Raw genomic sequence first — 15,263 nt, 5'->3', positions numbered from 1 at the left:
ATTTACCTATTGAATGTATAATTAATGTTCAGTTGATGATGCAAGCGACATATAAACTATCGTCAACATCATGAATACGAACGCTTGAAGGGTAATAATTAAGATGTGGAAAATTGCCCACGGTACAGATAACGCCCATTGAATCCAAAATGGCATCAGGGCAATCAATACGAAGATTAGCTCCCCAGCATACATGTTACCGAATAGACGCAAACCTAATGAGATTGGTTTGGCAATCAGGGTAACAAACTCTAAGATAAAGTTGATGGGGATTAAAATAATTTGCATGATTGGGTTTTTGGCGCTAAACGGATGCAGTGTTAACTCACCGACAAAACCGCCCAACCCTTTTTCTTTGATACTATAGTAGATAATCAACGCAAAGACAGAGAACGACATGCCAAGCGTGATATTAGGATCAGTTGTTGGCACGATCTTGAAGAACACATGATGTGGATCATGACCCATTGCAGCGCCAACTAGGCCTGCAAGACTTGGAATAAAGTCGATAGGCAGTAGATCCATCAAGTTCATCAAGAAAATCCACACAAAAATGGTTAACGCTAAAGGCGCAATCAATTTTGAGGTACCACTGTAAGAATCACGAACGTTGTTATCGACAAACTCAACGATCATCTCAACCGCGGCTTGAGTCTTGCTTGGTACGCCTGAAGTAACTTTTTTGGCAACCATCCAAAAGATGGCACAAAATAAAATACCCAGACCGATTGACCATAACATAGAGTCAAGGTGGATAGCTTTAAAACCCATTAAACCTGCTTCTTCAGCAGTATAGGCAACTTTCCAACCTTCGCCCGGCAGATAGCCGTACGTCCAATTCGTTAAGTGGTGAGAGATATATTCTGATGATGTTTGCTCGGATGCCATAATGTAAGCTTCTTATTAATCAACGATTTAATCAACTACCAAAAATATGGTTGTCATCTGATGAGGTGTTGGCGCTTCTATTTGGTCTACTACTCAGTAAACCAATAAGTCCTGCTACAGCACTCATGTAAACAATAACATCCAACCCATAATTATCTAACTAATCTGTTATTACTAATTAACTGATGCTGCACTGCTACTGCTCAATTCGATAGCGTCGGGTAAATTTTAGCTATCAAAAAAGGGCTTATGATGATTCAGTAATAGCCCTTGCATGTGTACGCAAAAATGTCATATATGTGTTTGCTTATCTTGTTTTATCACGATAAACGCTTAATACAGCGCTCGTAAGCAAGATATTTAGCTGCCTATATTAATGCAGCGTGGTATTCGTGTAAAGTCAATTATGACTTTTTTATTTACTGTATGAATACGTTAATCGCTGTTAACGTTCGCTTACATAGCTTTGCGTCTATAATACGATATCAATAATTCCATCGTATTTCATAACCCTGCTTAGATAAGGGATTATTAATCGCAATTATTTGACACTTTACGCCAACTTAAGTGCGCCATATCCATACTTTTATTGTAAAAACGGTTCTGAGTCATTTTATGATGTATCAATGACGTTATAACAGTAATCGTAGAGAAGTTGGACCGCAGGATGACAAACTAACGTTGTTTATAATATTGACCATTAAAATGATAATCGTCTATACATACTAGCGTATATGCCACAACATCCAACTGTGACTAATCTGCATTACCATAAAACCGATGAATAGCGCAGGCGCTGATAGAGGTTGTATGGTAATAAAAATTAGTGCAAAACCAAATACGGTCAATAGCCACTTGACCATCTGACCACGATATAGCTGGCTGACAATGTGTCTGCGCGCGCGATATCCGGTGTGCCAAAAGATAAATCCAGCAAACACGGCTTGAGTGGCAAAACTTAGTAACGCACCAATGGCGTTACTCTTTGCGACAACAAGCGCACTGGCATCACTCCCCAACCAGACGACATCTACTATCCAACCCATCACAATGAGGATAAATAAAATCCATGCTTGGCGTTTTAGGTAAATACCAATTTTATCTTTTTGGGTGCGTTTGGCAGGCTTGGTCATCGATATTTTTATAGCTCTATAACGTGGGGATAATGTAGCACAATTGCGACAAGGTTATCCGTGAATGGCTCACTCTACAGACGTTATCTTTTAACCAAATTAAAACGCCACTTATTATAGGGAGCAAGGCCATTTTAAGCAAGTAAAATATGCTTTTTATCAAGCATTTACTTGTTTAGCAGCCAAAACCTCTCTACAAAGTGAATAAAGTATGGCTAATACTCCATAAAACAGCATTTTATCTACTATTCACTGAAAATTACTAAGCGCACTGCGCCTTACTTCTTTTTTAAAAGACCTTTTTTAAACAGTTTTACTAACTGTTATTTTGCGAGCCATTCATTGAACGGCACTGATTAAAAAGTGCTTATGCGATACATTGGCGGATTTGCTGCGCCATTGTCTGCCAACCGCTGACAAAATCCTTACTATTGCTCATATCTTCCGCTTGCACGGTAGCTTTCACGGGTTGTAACTTCGCAAGCAAACCTTTAGCAGGACTGATCGGGCTGACCAAACACATCTGTTTGACTGGGCGCTGCTCATTCAACCAACGTAGTTGACTGGCTTTTGGTGCCAAATGATGGTCCGTGCTTAGGCTGCCAATCAGCTTTAGCTTAGTGCTGTCTTCCATATATTGATAAGCATCGTGATACGCCCAATACGGTAGCGCTTTTTGAGTAGAATTTTTACTGGCTGCTGCCACTGCTCTATTCATGCGCTGGGCAAATTTTTGTGCATTGGCATGGTAGAGATTTTTATATTGTGGATTGGCATGACTATGAATGACGGCAAGCGCCCGAGTAATGGCTTTAGCATTTTCGGGATCGAGCCAAATATGCGGGTCTAAGGTGCCAGCAATAGGTTTACCTTTGACATCACGTAACGGATGACGCTTAAACGCATCAAACTTAAATAAAGCAATCGCATTTGGCGCGCTATTAAGAGTGCTTGCTAAATTATTTTCTAGTGGCTCACCGAACCAAACCACAAACTTGCTATCCTGAATCGCTTTGATATCGCCCGGGCTGATACTACCATGATGCCCCACCTCCCCTGCTTGCAACAATTGCTTAGCAGATGGCGTACCTTCTGTCACGGCTTGGCTTAGTAGAAACAGCGGATAATTACTCACACTGACCGTTGCTGCTTGGGCGCTCATCATTAACGAGCCAAATATAATGACGCCAGTCGTTAATGATCGCTGTAAGGTCATAGGTAAACTTATAAAACTTTTAAAGAATGAAATCATAATGGCTGCTTTTGAGGGTCAATGAATAATAGTGCGAATAATCATTTTAAGACATTGTTTTGATTAAAATAGGCACATGTACCGATAAGTTAGAACGACATACGCGCTTTTCTATCTTAGTATGTTATACTATAACAATATAAAAAACCATCATAAAAAGTGCCTTGTATGAAAGTGCTGGGTTATGTTTAGTTTAGGAGCTTGCTTCATGTCTAGTCATTCATCTGTTTGCGATCATGTGCAAGATTTCACACCGTCCGATGTGAATGAGCGCCTCATGGCCGCAAAAGAGCAATGTCGCTCAAACGGTGCGCGCTTTACACCGTTGCGTCAACAAATCTACCAACTGGTTTTAGAAGCCAATAAACCAGTGGGTGCTTATGATTTGATCACGCAATTGCAGCAAATGCGACTTAATGAGCCTGAAGCCAAAAACCCTGCCTCAAATAAGCAGACAAATAATCAGATGCAAAAAAACGTCGCGCCGCCGACTGTGTATCGCAGTTTGGAGTTTTTATTGAGTGAAGGCTTGATTCATCAGCTAACCTCTATCAATGCTTATGTACCTTGCTGTCATCCACGCGCGCAGCATACGGCAGCATTTTTAATCTGTGCGCAGTGCCAGCGTGTGCAAGAATGTAGCAGTTTACCGGTGCAAGAAATCATGAGCTTTGCGCAACGAGATGTCGGCTTTACGGTAGAACGCAGTGTCATTGAGCTCAGCGGTCGTTGCCAAGCTTGTCAATAAAGCAGTTGATTGTCAGCATTTTAGGTTAACGCTTTTATCCTTAGCTATGCTTTTATATTTAGCTATGACGGTTCCTTTACTCACTTATCATTAACATATCAGTAATGCCCTATGACCTTATCGACTTCACCAACCCAGCCACCCTCTGTCATTGATATAAGTGATAGGACGATGAATAATGCCCCCAAATTACTGAGCTTAAGCGATATCAGCTATCATATCGGTCAGCAACGCATCCTCTCGCATATCGATATAGATATCGCTGTCAACGAAACGGTCAGCCTCATAGGTCCTAATGGCGCGGGCAAATCAACGCTAGTTAAACTAGTTTTGGGTTTGATCGAGCCGACGAATGGACAGATAACCCCGCATCAAAAGTTACAGCTGGGTTATGTGCCACAGCGTTTTACGGTACCGCCCATTTTACCGTTACGCGTTTGTGATTTATTGGGCCAAGCAGACAAAAAGCGTTTAACGGCTGAGCAGCGTCAATTCATATTTGAAAACTTATCCTTAACGCACCTGCTATCACGGCAAATGCTGCATTTGTCAGGCGGTGAAACCCAGCGGGTATTATTGGCGCGCGCTTTATTAGATAAGCCCAATTTATTGATTTTAGATGAGCCGATGCAAGGGCTTGACCCTGATACTGAGGTGTGGCTCTATCAGTTTATTGATGAGCTACCGGAGTTTTTACGTTGCGCCATGTTGGTGGTTTCGCATGATTTGCATTGGGTCATGAAAGGCAGCAGGCGGGTCATTTGTCTCAATAAACATATTTGCTGCGAAGGACAACCGAGCGAGCTTGCCATTAGTTCGGAATTTCAAAAGCTCTTTGGACACCATTACGAGCAGCCGTACGTCCATCAGCCACACGCTTGCGAGCATCATGCCCCAAGCGAGATATAATCAACAACTAATCTTCTTAAAGCAAAAAATCGCCTTGTATTTTTTCTAAAAACGTTACGGATATCTATTATGACCGCTTGGTTAGCAATCATTGCCCCTGCTTGGATCGCTGGCAGTATTTTAGCCTTACTCTCTGCGCCCTTAGGGTGTTTGGTATTATGGCGGCGCATGGCATTTTTTGCCGATGCATTGGCGCATGGCACTTTGCTAGGGGTGGCGTTAGCAGTATTGTGGCAATTACCCATGGGCATTGGCATTGCCCTTGTCAGTGTAATGGTAGTGCTAGGACTGGTGTTAATTGATGATGAGCGTTTGCCCGTCGATGCGGTGTTGGCCGTGGTTGCAGTGTCGCTATTGTGCTTGGGTTTATTGACGTTAACCCAGCTGACCGATCAGCAAGCCAATGTCTTAGGTTTTTTATTTGGCAATTTGCTCGAGCTTGATTGGGCAGATTTACCCTTAATTGCAACCAGTGTTTTGGTTGGCTTAGGGTTACTTATTTATATATGGCCGGCACAAATCAAACTGGCTACTCATGAGGCATTGGCACGAATTCAAGGTATCAATCCCACCCGTCAGCGGCTGTTTTTTATGGGCGTATTGGCTGGGTTTTGTGCCATTGCCTTGCAAGCAGTTGGTAGCCTTTTAATCAGTGGTTTACTGGTATTGCCCGCACTGACAGCACGTCTATGGTCAGCCTCGCCAAAACAAATGGTCATTATCGCTTTGATTATCGCACAACTTGGCGTCACGCTTGGCGTTTGGGGCAGTATTTGGTTTGATATTCAGACTGGACTTGCTATCGTCTTAGTGCTCGCAATTTTATTCTTTGTTGCGCTGATTGTCTCAAAGTTAATAAACATAAAATCAGGCACAAAATCCCTAATGGCAAAATTTTGGTCAGCACGCCACTAGATATCTAGAGATATGGCTGTGTTTATACCTGTCACAATAATGATTCTTTCAGTGATAAAACAGCTATTCAATTAGCCTTTATCGAACTTTATTTCATCAATATTGCTAGAGCTTTACACGTTATAATGTTATAAACTTTCTCTAATACTATTAAGAATATAGTTAATAAATTTTATAATCAAACCAATGCCTTATAGGTTTTTTTGATTTGATATTACTCTAAGTTGATATCGTTTTGATTGATAAGGGACTGAATCCAATGCTTAGCTATCCTGCCAGTGCTATCAGCACGCCAGACGGACAGGTAAATATTCTGCAAATTACTGATTTACACTTATCATCTCATGTGCCTGCTGCGGTTAACGAAACCAGCAGTGAAGTGGCAATTTGCCAGTACAGCTTTGAGGCAATTATCAAACAAGCCTTAAGTGAAGATCGCCGCTGTGACTTAATCATTGTCACAGGTGATTTGGTCAATAGAGTGCAGGCGGAGATTTACGATCATATTTTTGAGGTTTTGCAGGCGACCGGAATTCCTTTTGCTTGTATTGCAGGCAACCATGATGTCACCGATGAGAATGACAGTGAATTACCATTTTTCCAGCGTCAACTGCTCGCTAGACCGGCGGACGGGCGCCTACTGAGCCGACATATTATTGAAACAGAGCATTGGCAAGTACTGTTATTAGACTCCTCTATCGCTGGCAAAGTAGCAGGAGAATTAACGACAACCGACATTGATTGGCTATGCGAGCAGCTAGAGACTTGTACTAAGCCTGCGCTCATCGCCTTACACCATCATGTGATACCGGTTGATTCTGACTGGATTGATCAGCATATGGTAGAAAATGCGGATGCTTTTTGGCAACGAATGGCGGCATTTGAGCACTTGCAAGTGATTATTAGCGGGCATACTCATCAAGAGCAAGTCCGTTACCGTCAAGGGGTAACGGTGTATAGTACGCCTTCTACTTGTTATCAGTTTAAACCTTTTGAGGACGACTTTACTTATGATAAAAACGCCCTACCTGGATATCGTTGGTTGCAATTAGCCAACAATGGAAAGGTTGCAAGCTGGGTCGAAAGACTAGATACTTGACGACCAGTTTTATTGGCAAAAATTTGGCTAGAATAATAGCGCCAGAGCCTGTATCTTATACTGTTAGCCAATGTAAGAAAAAATAAGCACGGTCTAAGTTTTATTTAGACGAAATTATAATAGCTAGGATGGCTAAATTGACCACAAGCTAAGTTTTCACAGTCAGTAATTTGTCCAATTATTTAACAGCCAGTATTTAAATAAATAAATTCATGACAATATACTTGACCATTGATAGGTCGCTATCGTCCTATTGAGATAACCATATTATTAGATCAGCTGTGTTACTTGTGTTACTAAGTGGTAAAACGTTTTATAAAGGGACAATTTATAGCGTTTGGTAAATTTATAACGTCTTGTCTTTTGATATGTCGTTTTATTGAATTAATTTGAAAAAGTAGGATACCCATATGAGCACCCTGACCACGAATCCGAGTGATGTAAAATTTACCCCTTATGTACCTGCCAAAGACGAAGAGTATATGTCTGATGAGCAATTGGCGCATTTTAAGGCAATTTTATTAGATTGGAAGCACCAACTGATTGGCGAAGCGGATCGTACTAAGACTTATATCCAAGATGAGTCCAGCGCCATGCCAGATATCAATGATCGCGCCACTCAAGAAGAAGAGTTTGCCCTGACCTTGCGGACACGTGATCGTGAACGCAAGCTGATTCGCAAAATCGATAAATCTATCGCCGAAATTGAAAATGATGATTACGGATTTTGTGAAACTTGCGGCGTAGAGATTGGTCTACGTCGTCTGGAAGCCCGTCCAACAGCGACCCAGTGCATTGACTGCAAAACTTTATCTGAGATTAAAGAGCGTCAAAACCAAGGTGCTTAAATCCAGCTAATTAAAGACAGACAATCTTAACGTCAAGATAAACACGAGCGACCATTTATTGGTCGCTCGTTGCATTTTATATTCTTACTTTTTATAGGTCTTCATATTTATTGACACGTCACCAACAAAATAGGCATATTTGATAAATATCTTTTTAGCGATTTATTTATTATCCTACTTATATTCCCTACTTTGAAAACCATTCCTATTCCTATGCCAATTCCAACTCCAGCCGCATTGTCATCACAACCTATCGGACGTTTTGCCCCTTCACCCACTGGTGAGCTTCATCTTGGTTCATTAACGACGGCGCTTGCCAGCTTTTGTCATATCAAATCTATCGGTGGCAAATGGTTACTGCGTATCGAAGACACCGATACTGAACGCTGTGATGGACAGTTTACTGAGCAGATTTTGATAGATTTAGAGGTACTTGGGCTGCACTGGGATGGTGATGTCATCTACCAATCCGAGCGCATTGATATCTATAATGATTACTTGTCTTCGAGACTGCACTCACTGACGTATGGCTGTCAGTGCTCACGTAAAAGTCTTGAGCGTTACTGGGAGCGAAAAGCGATAGGAGAAAGCGCTGGCCCGCAACAGGCCAACCAGAAACTTCTGAACAGACAACGCTATCCGCGCTGCTGTCTAAATGCAGGTTTTGATAAAGACCAAAATAAGTTACGGATACAGTTGCCAAACTATCGCATGGGCTTTAAAGATGGTATTCAAGGCGTGCAATGGGATAATCCGCAGCAAACCCTAGGAGATATGGTAGTGCGTCGCCAAGATGGCATGATTAACTATATTTTGGCTGCTAGTCTCGATGATGGCTTGCAAGGGGTGACGCATATCATGCGTGGCTTGGACATTTTGCCGATGACCACGGCGCAAATCAGCATCATGCATGCCGCACGCTTACCGGCTATCGATCATTGGTATCATTTGCCGCTGATATGCAGTCCTGACGGTCAAAAGCTGTCTAAACAAAATCTTGCTCAGCCTATTGATACCCGCAATCCAAGCAATCTAATCGCGCATGCTTTAAAGCTATTGCAGCAGCCTGTCGTCGATAGTGATACCCCGACAAATATGCTTAAACAAGCGATAGCACAATGGGATAACTCACCGCTACAAAATATGCGGTCTTTAAATATGCCTAGCATTTAATATCATATATCTAATCAATAATAACGGCACTGGCTTTTTTCGATCTCAGGGCTTTCTTTATGAATTTTTAGCAGTACCGCTACCATCACTAAGCTTATTAACATTGATGAACCACCATAACTAAAGAATGGCATGGTCAAACCTTTGGTCGGAATCGCCCCCATATTCATCGCCGCATTAATAATCGTCTGCGCAATAAACACCACCGCAATACCAAAGGCGGTATAACTCATCCGCATCTGCCGACGTTTAAGCGCGTTATAACTGATGCGCATCGCACTACCGATAATGAGCGCCTCAAGTATCAAGATCATCGTGACCCCAACGAAGCCCAACTCTTCACCCGTAATTGCTAATAGGAAATCCGTATGTGCCTCTGGTAAATGCGACAGTTTCTGTACGCTTTCACCATAACCAACACCGGTAAACTGCCCACGACCAAAGGCAATTAAGCTGCGTGCCAACTGATAATCCGTATCTTGCACATCATCAAAAGGATCCAAAAACGACATCACTCGCACAAGTCGATATTGTACGGTCGCCACCATTAATACTGCACCGCCAACGGCGACAGCACCGAGCGCGATAAACTGCTTATAAGGCGCGCCTGCAATATAAAATATCGCAAAAACTGTGCCGATAATAACCACAAACGAGCCAAAATCTGGCTGTGCTAATAATAGAACGGTGATTAGTCCGACCACTATCGCAATGCGTAAAAAGCCATCCCAGCCATTACGGACCTCAAAGGAGCGCCGTACCACAAAGTCTGAGACAAATATAATCATTACCAATTTGGCGAGTTCTGCGACCTGAAAGTTAAAGCCGCCTAAACTTAGCCAACGCTTCGAGCCGTTGATGGGCGTGCTGAATAAGGTGGCGAATAACAATAGCCCCGTAATCGCCAATAGCATGAACTGGGTTTCAGTCTTATATAGCCTTTTTAGAGATACTGCTTTATAAGAAATACCAGCGATAAACAGACCGATACCCATGTATAGCAGCTGATTATAAAAGAAATGTAGTTCCGTCATGCCGCGACTGAGCGCAAAAGGAATAGAAGCCGAAGCCACCATCAATAAACTGAGCACCAGCATACAGCCGACACTCGATAATAAAGTTGCGCGCGCTGATGGCATGGAAAGAATGCCATTCGAGCCGGTAGCTTGTGGCGATTGAGGGGTCGAACGAAAAAGAGAAGAGAGCGCCATAATTTTATATACACTAGCAAACGAAAAAACACGGCGTTTATAAAACGCCACCGTTTAAAAAATATGAAATAGATTTTATCCAATAGATAATAGCAGACAGCTGATCTTTGACAAACCTTGCTTTATTGGCTGTTTACCTTGTCGATATTGAGTAACGACATGGCAAGCTGCCTCGTTTGGCTGGTTTGTTACCAGCTTCTCCGTATGCCCCACTGGCTATATTTGACAGTAGCAGCAATTTATAAGCAAAACAATCATTTATCAAAAAACGCCTGCCATTTTCAGCAAAATAATTAAATCATCTAAAAAGCTGATGGTCATACCATCTAGTGACAAGCTATTTCAGGACAACCTATCTTATGACACATTGTCCAATTGCCTAACAAGCTGACTAAAGTGCTCGCCACGGGCAACAAAACCACTAAACTGATCAAAGCTGGCGCAAGCGGGCGACAATAGCACCGCTTGTACTTGCGATAAGCTGCTTGCCGTGACTTGTTGAATCATCGCAAAAGCGCCTTCTAATGTCTGACATTGATGTAATGAGACATTGTCATCACGGATACCTGCTGCTCGTAAATGCTGCTCAATTTGCTGACTATCTTCGCCAATAAACAGCACTTGGCTGACGTACTGATTGATAAAAGGCGTTAATTCGCCAAATTGCTGCCCCTTACCCTGACCGCCCAAAATTAACAACAGCTTCCCGTCTTTGGGTGCATATACTGCCCCCAAACCTTCGACAGCGGCCATCGTTGAGCCAATATTGGTACCCTTAGAATCATTAAAATAATCAATTCCATCGACCGTGGCGACATACTCGCAGCGATGTTCAAGTCCTGTGAATGCTTGCAAAGTGTTAAGCATACTATCAAGCGGCAAACCGGCAAGCTCGCCAAGTGCCAAAGCTGCTTGCGCATTGAGCAAATTATGACGACCTTTAATGCGCAGTTTATCCGCCGATAGCAAACGTTCTGTCCCGCGTGCCAGATACGTCTGCCCCTCTGAGTCGGTAATAAGCCCATACTGACCTTTATCAGGGGCATGAATACCTGTGCTCAAGCGTGGCAAATTATCCGCTACCAACGGGCGCGTCAAGGCATCTTCGCGATTGATAACCACTGATTTGGCACCTTGAAAGATACGATGCTTGGCTTGATGATAGCCGAGCATATCGCCATGACGGTCTAAGTGGTCAGGTGACATATTAAGTACCGTTGCCACCTGCGCGCCTAAATTGGTCACGGTCTCTAACTGGAAGCTCGATAGCTCAATAACGGCCAACTCCATCTCGCTATTTGACAGTAAAGTCAGTGCTGGTACGCCAATATTGCCGCCTACGCCAACATTGACCCCAGCATCCGCCGCCATTTGTCCAACCAATGTGGTCACAGTACTCTTGGCATTAGAGCCAGTAATGGCAATAATTGGTACGCGGCAAGCCTCACAAAACAACTGAATATCGCTAACGACCGGAATATTTGCTTCTCTAGCAGCGGCAACTGCTGCTGTTTTCAATGAAATGCCAGGGCTAATAATAATCCGATCGGCTTGTTGCAATAACTCTGCATCTATCGCCCCGAATTGGCGAATCTTAACGGCCGCAGGTAACTGGTCTGCTAAGGTGGGGTTCACTTGATTATCAGTCACGGCGACTTGGTAGCCTTGTGCGGTCAAATAATGCGCCACCGACAGTCCCGACTGCCCCAAACCAACCACGACTTGTAAACCACTGCCTTTATGAAGTAAGGCTTCTGTTGCGGTGCTGGCGGTCATATCTATTCCTTCTATCTATTGAACAAACAAAATTGTATCAAGTATTAAGCATATAGGTTTTATAAGCAGCTTGGATATAAACCTAGCTCTAGGTATACGCGCTATATATCGCCTGAGTGAGACGCTTTAGATGAAGAGCATCATAAAGGTATCACTCGGATTTCGGTACTGGTTTTTTGAGACTTTGCGTTATTATGCGCCTGTTTTTATATTGAGTCGCTAATGCTATAATAGCTGACTCAATAGGAGCCGCTATTATAGATAGCGCCATTTTGACCAAGTATTCAATTTAGCATTTTAGTTTAGCATGTTGTCACACGTATCGCGCTACTGTCCCATCTCTTCAGCAACGATTCATATGGTGGTAATGGTATGACAGGCAAACTCTGCCCTATATTTTGGTGCTTTTGTCTGACAGATTATTTATCTTCTTCTACCACAACAGATCATTGCCAACACTTATTCATCATTTTAAAGACTGTCATCATATTGATTATGGGTGATGGCATTTGCGATACCGTTATAAAGGTCGATAGATAGCCAAATAGCTAGCTAGTACTAAAGTAGATAGTCGTGCAAAAGCCATATTGCTGCATGATTACCTATTTAAAGAACGATTATCTGCATCTATCGCTATGACCTATTTTTTATAATGTAATTATGGTCGATATCATGCTCGACATAGTTAGTCACGATACAATCATTTCATCGCTAAGCTTTAAATGATTGCTTTTTTTGCCTCTAACCCTATGCAGTTTACTTATGACATCTTTTTTTGGCAGTTTGCGTGAAGAGTGGTTTTCCAATATTCGCGGTGATACGTTATCAGGTTTGGTGGTAGCACTGGCCTTGATTCCAGAAGCGATTGCCTTTTCTATTATCGCTGGTGTCGACCCAAAAGTCGGTTTGTATGCATCTTTTTGTATCGCTGTGGTGATTAGTTTTGTCGGTGGACGTCCGGGTATGATTTCAGCCGCGACCGGTGCGATGGCATTGGTAATGGTTGATTTGGTTGCCGAGCACGGTTTGCAATATTTACTTGCTGCGACCTTATTGTGCGGCGTTATCCAAATAATCATGGGTATCTTAAAGCTTGGTAACTTGATGCGCTTTGTGTCGCGCTCGGTGGTCATTGGTTTTGTCAATGCACTGGCGATTTTAATATTTGCTGCTCAGTTGCCTGAGCTTAATCCGATGACTGAGCGTGTCGGTATGACAGTTTATATTATGACCGCAGCTGGGTTGGCGATCATCTACTTATTTCCGCTGATTCCTAAAATCGGTCGCGTGATTCCGTCACCGCTGATTTGTATCGTTGGCTTGACTGCTGTCGCCATGTATATGAATCTTGATATTCGTAACGTCGGCAGTATGGGCGATTTGCCAGATTCTTTACCCGTGTTTTTGTTGCCTGATATCCCGCTCAACTTGAATACCTTACTTATCATCGCGCCTTATTCAATCGCACTTGCCATTGTAGGCTTACTAGAATCTATGATGACCGCGACCATTGTCGATGAATTAACCGATACGCCAAGTGATAAAAACAAAGAATGCCGTGGTCAAGGTATGGCTAATGTGGTGTCGGGATTTTTTGGTGGTATGGCGGGTTGTGCGATGATTGGGCAGTCGATGATTAACGTCAAATCAGGCGGTCGTACGCGTTTATCAACGCTCATAGCCGGTGTGGTGCTACTCATTATGGTGGTATTCTTGAGCGAATGGGTGAGCCTGATACCGATGGCAGCATTGGTGGCCGTTATGATTATGGTTTCTATTGGCACCTTTAACTGGCAGTCTATTCGTGAATTCAAAACCCATCCAATGTCCTTTAACATCGTTATGCTAGCCACGGTTTTGACCACTGTCTTTACCCATAATTTAGCCTATGGCGTCGGCGTTGGCGTGCTGCTTTCAGCTTTAGCGTTTGCCAACAAAATCGGGCAATTCTTAACTGTCTTCAGTGAGTATGATGACAGCAGTAATAGCCGTTATTACTACGTGCAAGGGCAAGTTTTCTTTGCGTCTACGACCCAGTTTTTACATAGTTTTGATACCAAAGAAGCCTTAGACAACGTACAAATTGACGTCAGCCAAGCCCACTTTTGGGATGTGAGTGCGGTTGACGCTTTGGACAAGCTGGTCATGCGTTTGCAACGCGAAGGTATTGATGTCAAAGTGGTTGGACTCAACAGCGCTAGCCGCACCCTTATCGATCGTTTTTCAATTCATGATCGCCGAGATATTGGGCTCTTGGATTAAGCAAAACTGCATAGGTATTATCAAGCTGAGATATACGCTTGGTTTATTTATTAGCAATTATATTGGTATATAAACACAGGCTCGCTGGTTAAAGGTATCTCTTTAACCAGCGAGCCTGTGTTTTCATTATTGAGATATGTGGTGCCTTTATGAGTAATTTGAAGCCAGATAGCGTGATTGCCTGCTTAGACTGTCCTAATCATGTGCAAGCTGTTTTAGATGCCAGTATGTGGGCGTCTATTCGCCTGCAAGCTCCCATCGGTCTGCTACATTCCGTGCCAAGCTTACAACAAAAAGCAGCCGTTGATTATTCAGGTTGCCTAAATATTGATGATGAAAATGTCTTGCTAGATCAATTTACGGCAAAAGAACACTTCAGCAATAGTGAACTAAAAGCCCAAGGTAAGCTGTTGCTACACCAAGCTACCAGCTACTGCGAGCAGCAACGTCATAAAATCAAGACCTATACCCTACATCGGCATGAACACTTGAGTGAGAGTATCGATTACGTCGATGACAAAGCGCAATTAATCGTTATCGGTCATCATGTCACCTGCAAATCAACCTTGAGCCAGCTTATACGGTTGAGCCACTGCCCCATTTTGGTGACTCATGCACCATTTTTGCCCCCAACCACGGCGTTATTCGCTTTTGACAATAGCCCTACCTCGAATAAGTTGCTTAATTGGCTGTGCAAAACGCCGCTTATTCGTGCTTTGACAGTGCATATTGTCATGGTTGCCAAAGAAAGTGCAGAGAACTGCGATGCGTTACGTGAAGCCTATGCGCGTCTAAAGCAAGCTGGTATCAAATCTAAAAAAGCCTTACTTGATTGTCACGATGTGACGGCCGCCTTAAACGATTATCAAAGCAAGAATGACATTGGTTTGCTCATGACCGGTGCTTTTGGGCAACCACGTTTGCTAGCGTTACTAAAAGGTAGCGAGACAAAAAAACTGCTCGGCCGCACAAAAACCCCGTACTTACTCTTCCCTAAGGCATAAGCAAACATAACACTGCTACTTTATTTTATTGTAGAGGCTTAATTT

General features: G+C 42.9%; 13 protein-coding genes. 8 read left to right on the top strand and 5 right to left on the bottom strand.

Annotated features, from left to right (window positions below; translation table 11 throughout):
• Window positions 1–21: 21 nt before the first annotated feature.
• From atpB to FQ084_RS11640, 3 genes are all read right to left on the bottom strand, one after another.
• Window positions 22–888: a F0F1 ATP synthase subunit A gene (atpB, locus tag FQ084_RS11650; protein ID WP_149490806.1), complete on the bottom strand. Its 867-nt coding sequence runs from the start codon at window positions 886–888 to the stop codon at window positions 22–24.
• 725 nt (window positions 889–1,613) lie between these two features.
• A complete protein-coding gene (locus tag FQ084_RS11645) occupies window positions 1,614–2,021 on the bottom strand; it encodes an ATP synthase subunit I (RefSeq protein WP_149490805.1) in 408 nt (135 codons plus the stop codon).
• A gap of 367 nt (window positions 2,022–2,388) precedes the next feature.
• Complete coding sequence (locus FQ084_RS11640; protein ID WP_262880764.1) at window positions 2,389–3,237, bottom strand: metal ABC transporter solute-binding protein, Zn/Mn family; 849 nt, start codon at window positions 3,235–3,237, stop codon at window positions 2,389–2,391.
• Window positions 3,238–3,481: 244 nt separating this feature from the next.
• On the opposite strand from FQ084_RS11640, the gene FQ084_RS11635 reads away from it, so the two are divergent.
• The 6 genes from FQ084_RS11635 to gluQRS all read left to right on the top strand — a co-directional run bounded on the left by FQ084_RS11635 (window position 3,482) and on the right by gluQRS (window position 8,965).
• Window positions 3,482–4,021, top strand: coding sequence for a transcriptional repressor (locus FQ084_RS11635; protein WP_149490803.1), 540 nt, complete (start codon window positions 3,482–3,484; stop codon window positions 4,019–4,021).
• Between the two features lie 171 nt (window positions 4,022–4,192).
• A complete protein-coding gene (locus FQ084_RS11630; RefSeq protein ID WP_149490877.1) occupies window positions 4,193–4,930 on the top strand; it encodes a metal ABC transporter ATP-binding protein in 738 nt (245 codons plus the stop codon).
• A gap of 69 nt (window positions 4,931–4,999) precedes the next feature.
• A complete protein-coding gene (locus FQ084_RS11625) occupies window positions 5,000–5,845 on the top strand; it encodes a metal ABC transporter permease (RefSeq protein WP_149490802.1) in 846 nt (281 codons plus the stop codon).
• A 259-nt stretch (window positions 5,846–6,104) separates the two neighbouring features.
• Window positions 6,105–6,944: a metallophosphoesterase gene (locus FQ084_RS11620; RefSeq protein ID WP_149490801.1), complete on the top strand. Its 840-nt coding sequence runs from the start codon at window positions 6,105–6,107 to the stop codon at window positions 6,942–6,944.
• A 410-nt stretch (window positions 6,945–7,354) separates the two neighbouring features.
• Window positions 7,355–7,792, top strand: coding sequence for an RNA polymerase-binding protein DksA (gene dksA / locus FQ084_RS11615; RefSeq protein WP_149490800.1), 438 nt, complete (start codon window positions 7,355–7,357; stop codon window positions 7,790–7,792).
• A 213-nt stretch (window positions 7,793–8,005) separates the two neighbouring features.
• Window positions 8,006–8,965: a tRNA glutamyl-Q(34) synthetase GluQRS gene (gene gluQRS, locus FQ084_RS11610; protein ID WP_188032962.1), complete on the top strand. Its 960-nt coding sequence runs from the start codon at window positions 8,006–8,008 to the stop codon at window positions 8,963–8,965.
• A gap of 14 nt (window positions 8,966–8,979) precedes the next feature.
• On the opposite strand, the gene ftsW is transcribed toward gluQRS, so the two are convergent.
• Window positions 8,980–10,176, bottom strand: a complete 1,197-nt coding sequence (gene ftsW / locus FQ084_RS11605) for a putative lipid II flippase FtsW (protein WP_262880762.1) — start codon at window positions 10,174–10,176, stop codon at window positions 8,980–8,982.
• A gap of 357 nt (window positions 10,177–10,533) precedes the next feature.
• Entirely contained in the window at window positions 10,534–11,952 is a 1,419-nt protein-coding gene (murD, locus tag FQ084_RS11600; protein WP_149490799.1) for a UDP-N-acetylmuramoyl-L-alanine--D-glutamate ligase, read from the bottom strand.
• A 762-nt stretch (window positions 11,953–12,714) separates the two neighbouring features.
• Between murD and FQ084_RS11595 the strand changes: the two genes are divergently transcribed.
• Window positions 12,715–14,214 (top strand): SulP family inorganic anion transporter, encoded by a 1,500-nt coding sequence (locus tag FQ084_RS11595; RefSeq protein ID WP_149490798.1) that lies wholly within the window; start codon window positions 12,715–12,717, stop codon window positions 14,212–14,214.
• Between the two features lie 149 nt (window positions 14,215–14,363).
• Window positions 14,364–15,218, top strand: a complete 855-nt coding sequence (locus FQ084_RS11590) for a universal stress protein (RefSeq protein ID WP_149490797.1) — start codon at window positions 14,364–14,366, stop codon at window positions 15,216–15,218.
• The last annotated feature ends 45 nt before the right edge of the window (window positions 15,219–15,263 follow it).

The organism is Psychrobacter sp. ANT_WB68 (assembly GCF_008369115.1).
GTDB lineage: Bacteria > Pseudomonadota > Gammaproteobacteria > Pseudomonadales > Moraxellaceae > Psychrobacter.
Note: the sequence above shows the minus strand (reverse complement) of the source record. Positions and strands in the feature narration are given on the sequence as shown.

Excerpts from the sequence above, each read along its gene's own strand:
- FQ084_RS11635 (WP_149490803.1), top strand. The coding sequence starts at position 3,482 with ATGTCTAGTCATTCATCTGTTTGCGATCATGTGCAAGATTTCACACCG.
- FQ084_RS11625 (WP_149490802.1), top strand. The coding sequence starts at position 5,000 with ATGACCGCTTGGTTAGCAATCATTGCCCCTGCTTGGATCGCTGGCAGT.
- FQ084_RS11630 (WP_149490877.1), top strand. The coding sequence starts at position 4,193 with ATGAATAATGCCCCCAAATTACTGAGCTTAAGCGATATCAGCTATCAT.
- ftsW (WP_262880762.1), bottom strand. The coding sequence starts at position 10,176 with ATGGCGCTCTCTTCTCTTTTTCGTTCGACCCCTCAATCGCCACAAGCT.
- atpB (WP_149490806.1), bottom strand. The coding sequence starts at position 888 with ATGGCATCCGAGCAAACATCATCAGAATATATCTCTCACCACTTAACG.
- FQ084_RS11640 (WP_262880764.1), bottom strand. The coding sequence starts at position 3,237 with ATGACCTTACAGCGATCATTAACGACTGGCGTCATTATATTTGGCTCG.
- dksA (WP_149490800.1), top strand. The coding sequence starts at position 7,355 with ATGAGCACCCTGACCACGAATCCGAGTGATGTAAAATTTACCCCTTAT.
- FQ084_RS11590 (WP_149490797.1), top strand. The coding sequence starts at position 14,364 with ATGAGTAATTTGAAGCCAGATAGCGTGATTGCCTGCTTAGACTGTCCT.
- gluQRS (WP_188032962.1), top strand. The coding sequence starts at position 8,006 with ATGCCAATTCCAACTCCAGCCGCATTGTCATCACAACCTATCGGACGT.
- murD (WP_149490799.1), bottom strand. The coding sequence starts at position 11,952 with ATGACCGCCAGCACCGCAACAGAAGCCTTACTTCATAAAGGCAGTGGT.
- FQ084_RS11620 (WP_149490801.1), top strand. The coding sequence starts at position 6,105 with ATGCTTAGCTATCCTGCCAGTGCTATCAGCACGCCAGACGGACAGGTA.
- FQ084_RS11645 (WP_149490805.1), bottom strand. The coding sequence starts at position 2,021 with ATGACCAAGCCTGCCAAACGCACCCAAAAAGATAAAATTGGTATTTAC.
- FQ084_RS11595 (WP_149490798.1), top strand. The coding sequence starts at position 12,715 with ATGACATCTTTTTTTGGCAGTTTGCGTGAAGAGTGGTTTTCCAATATT.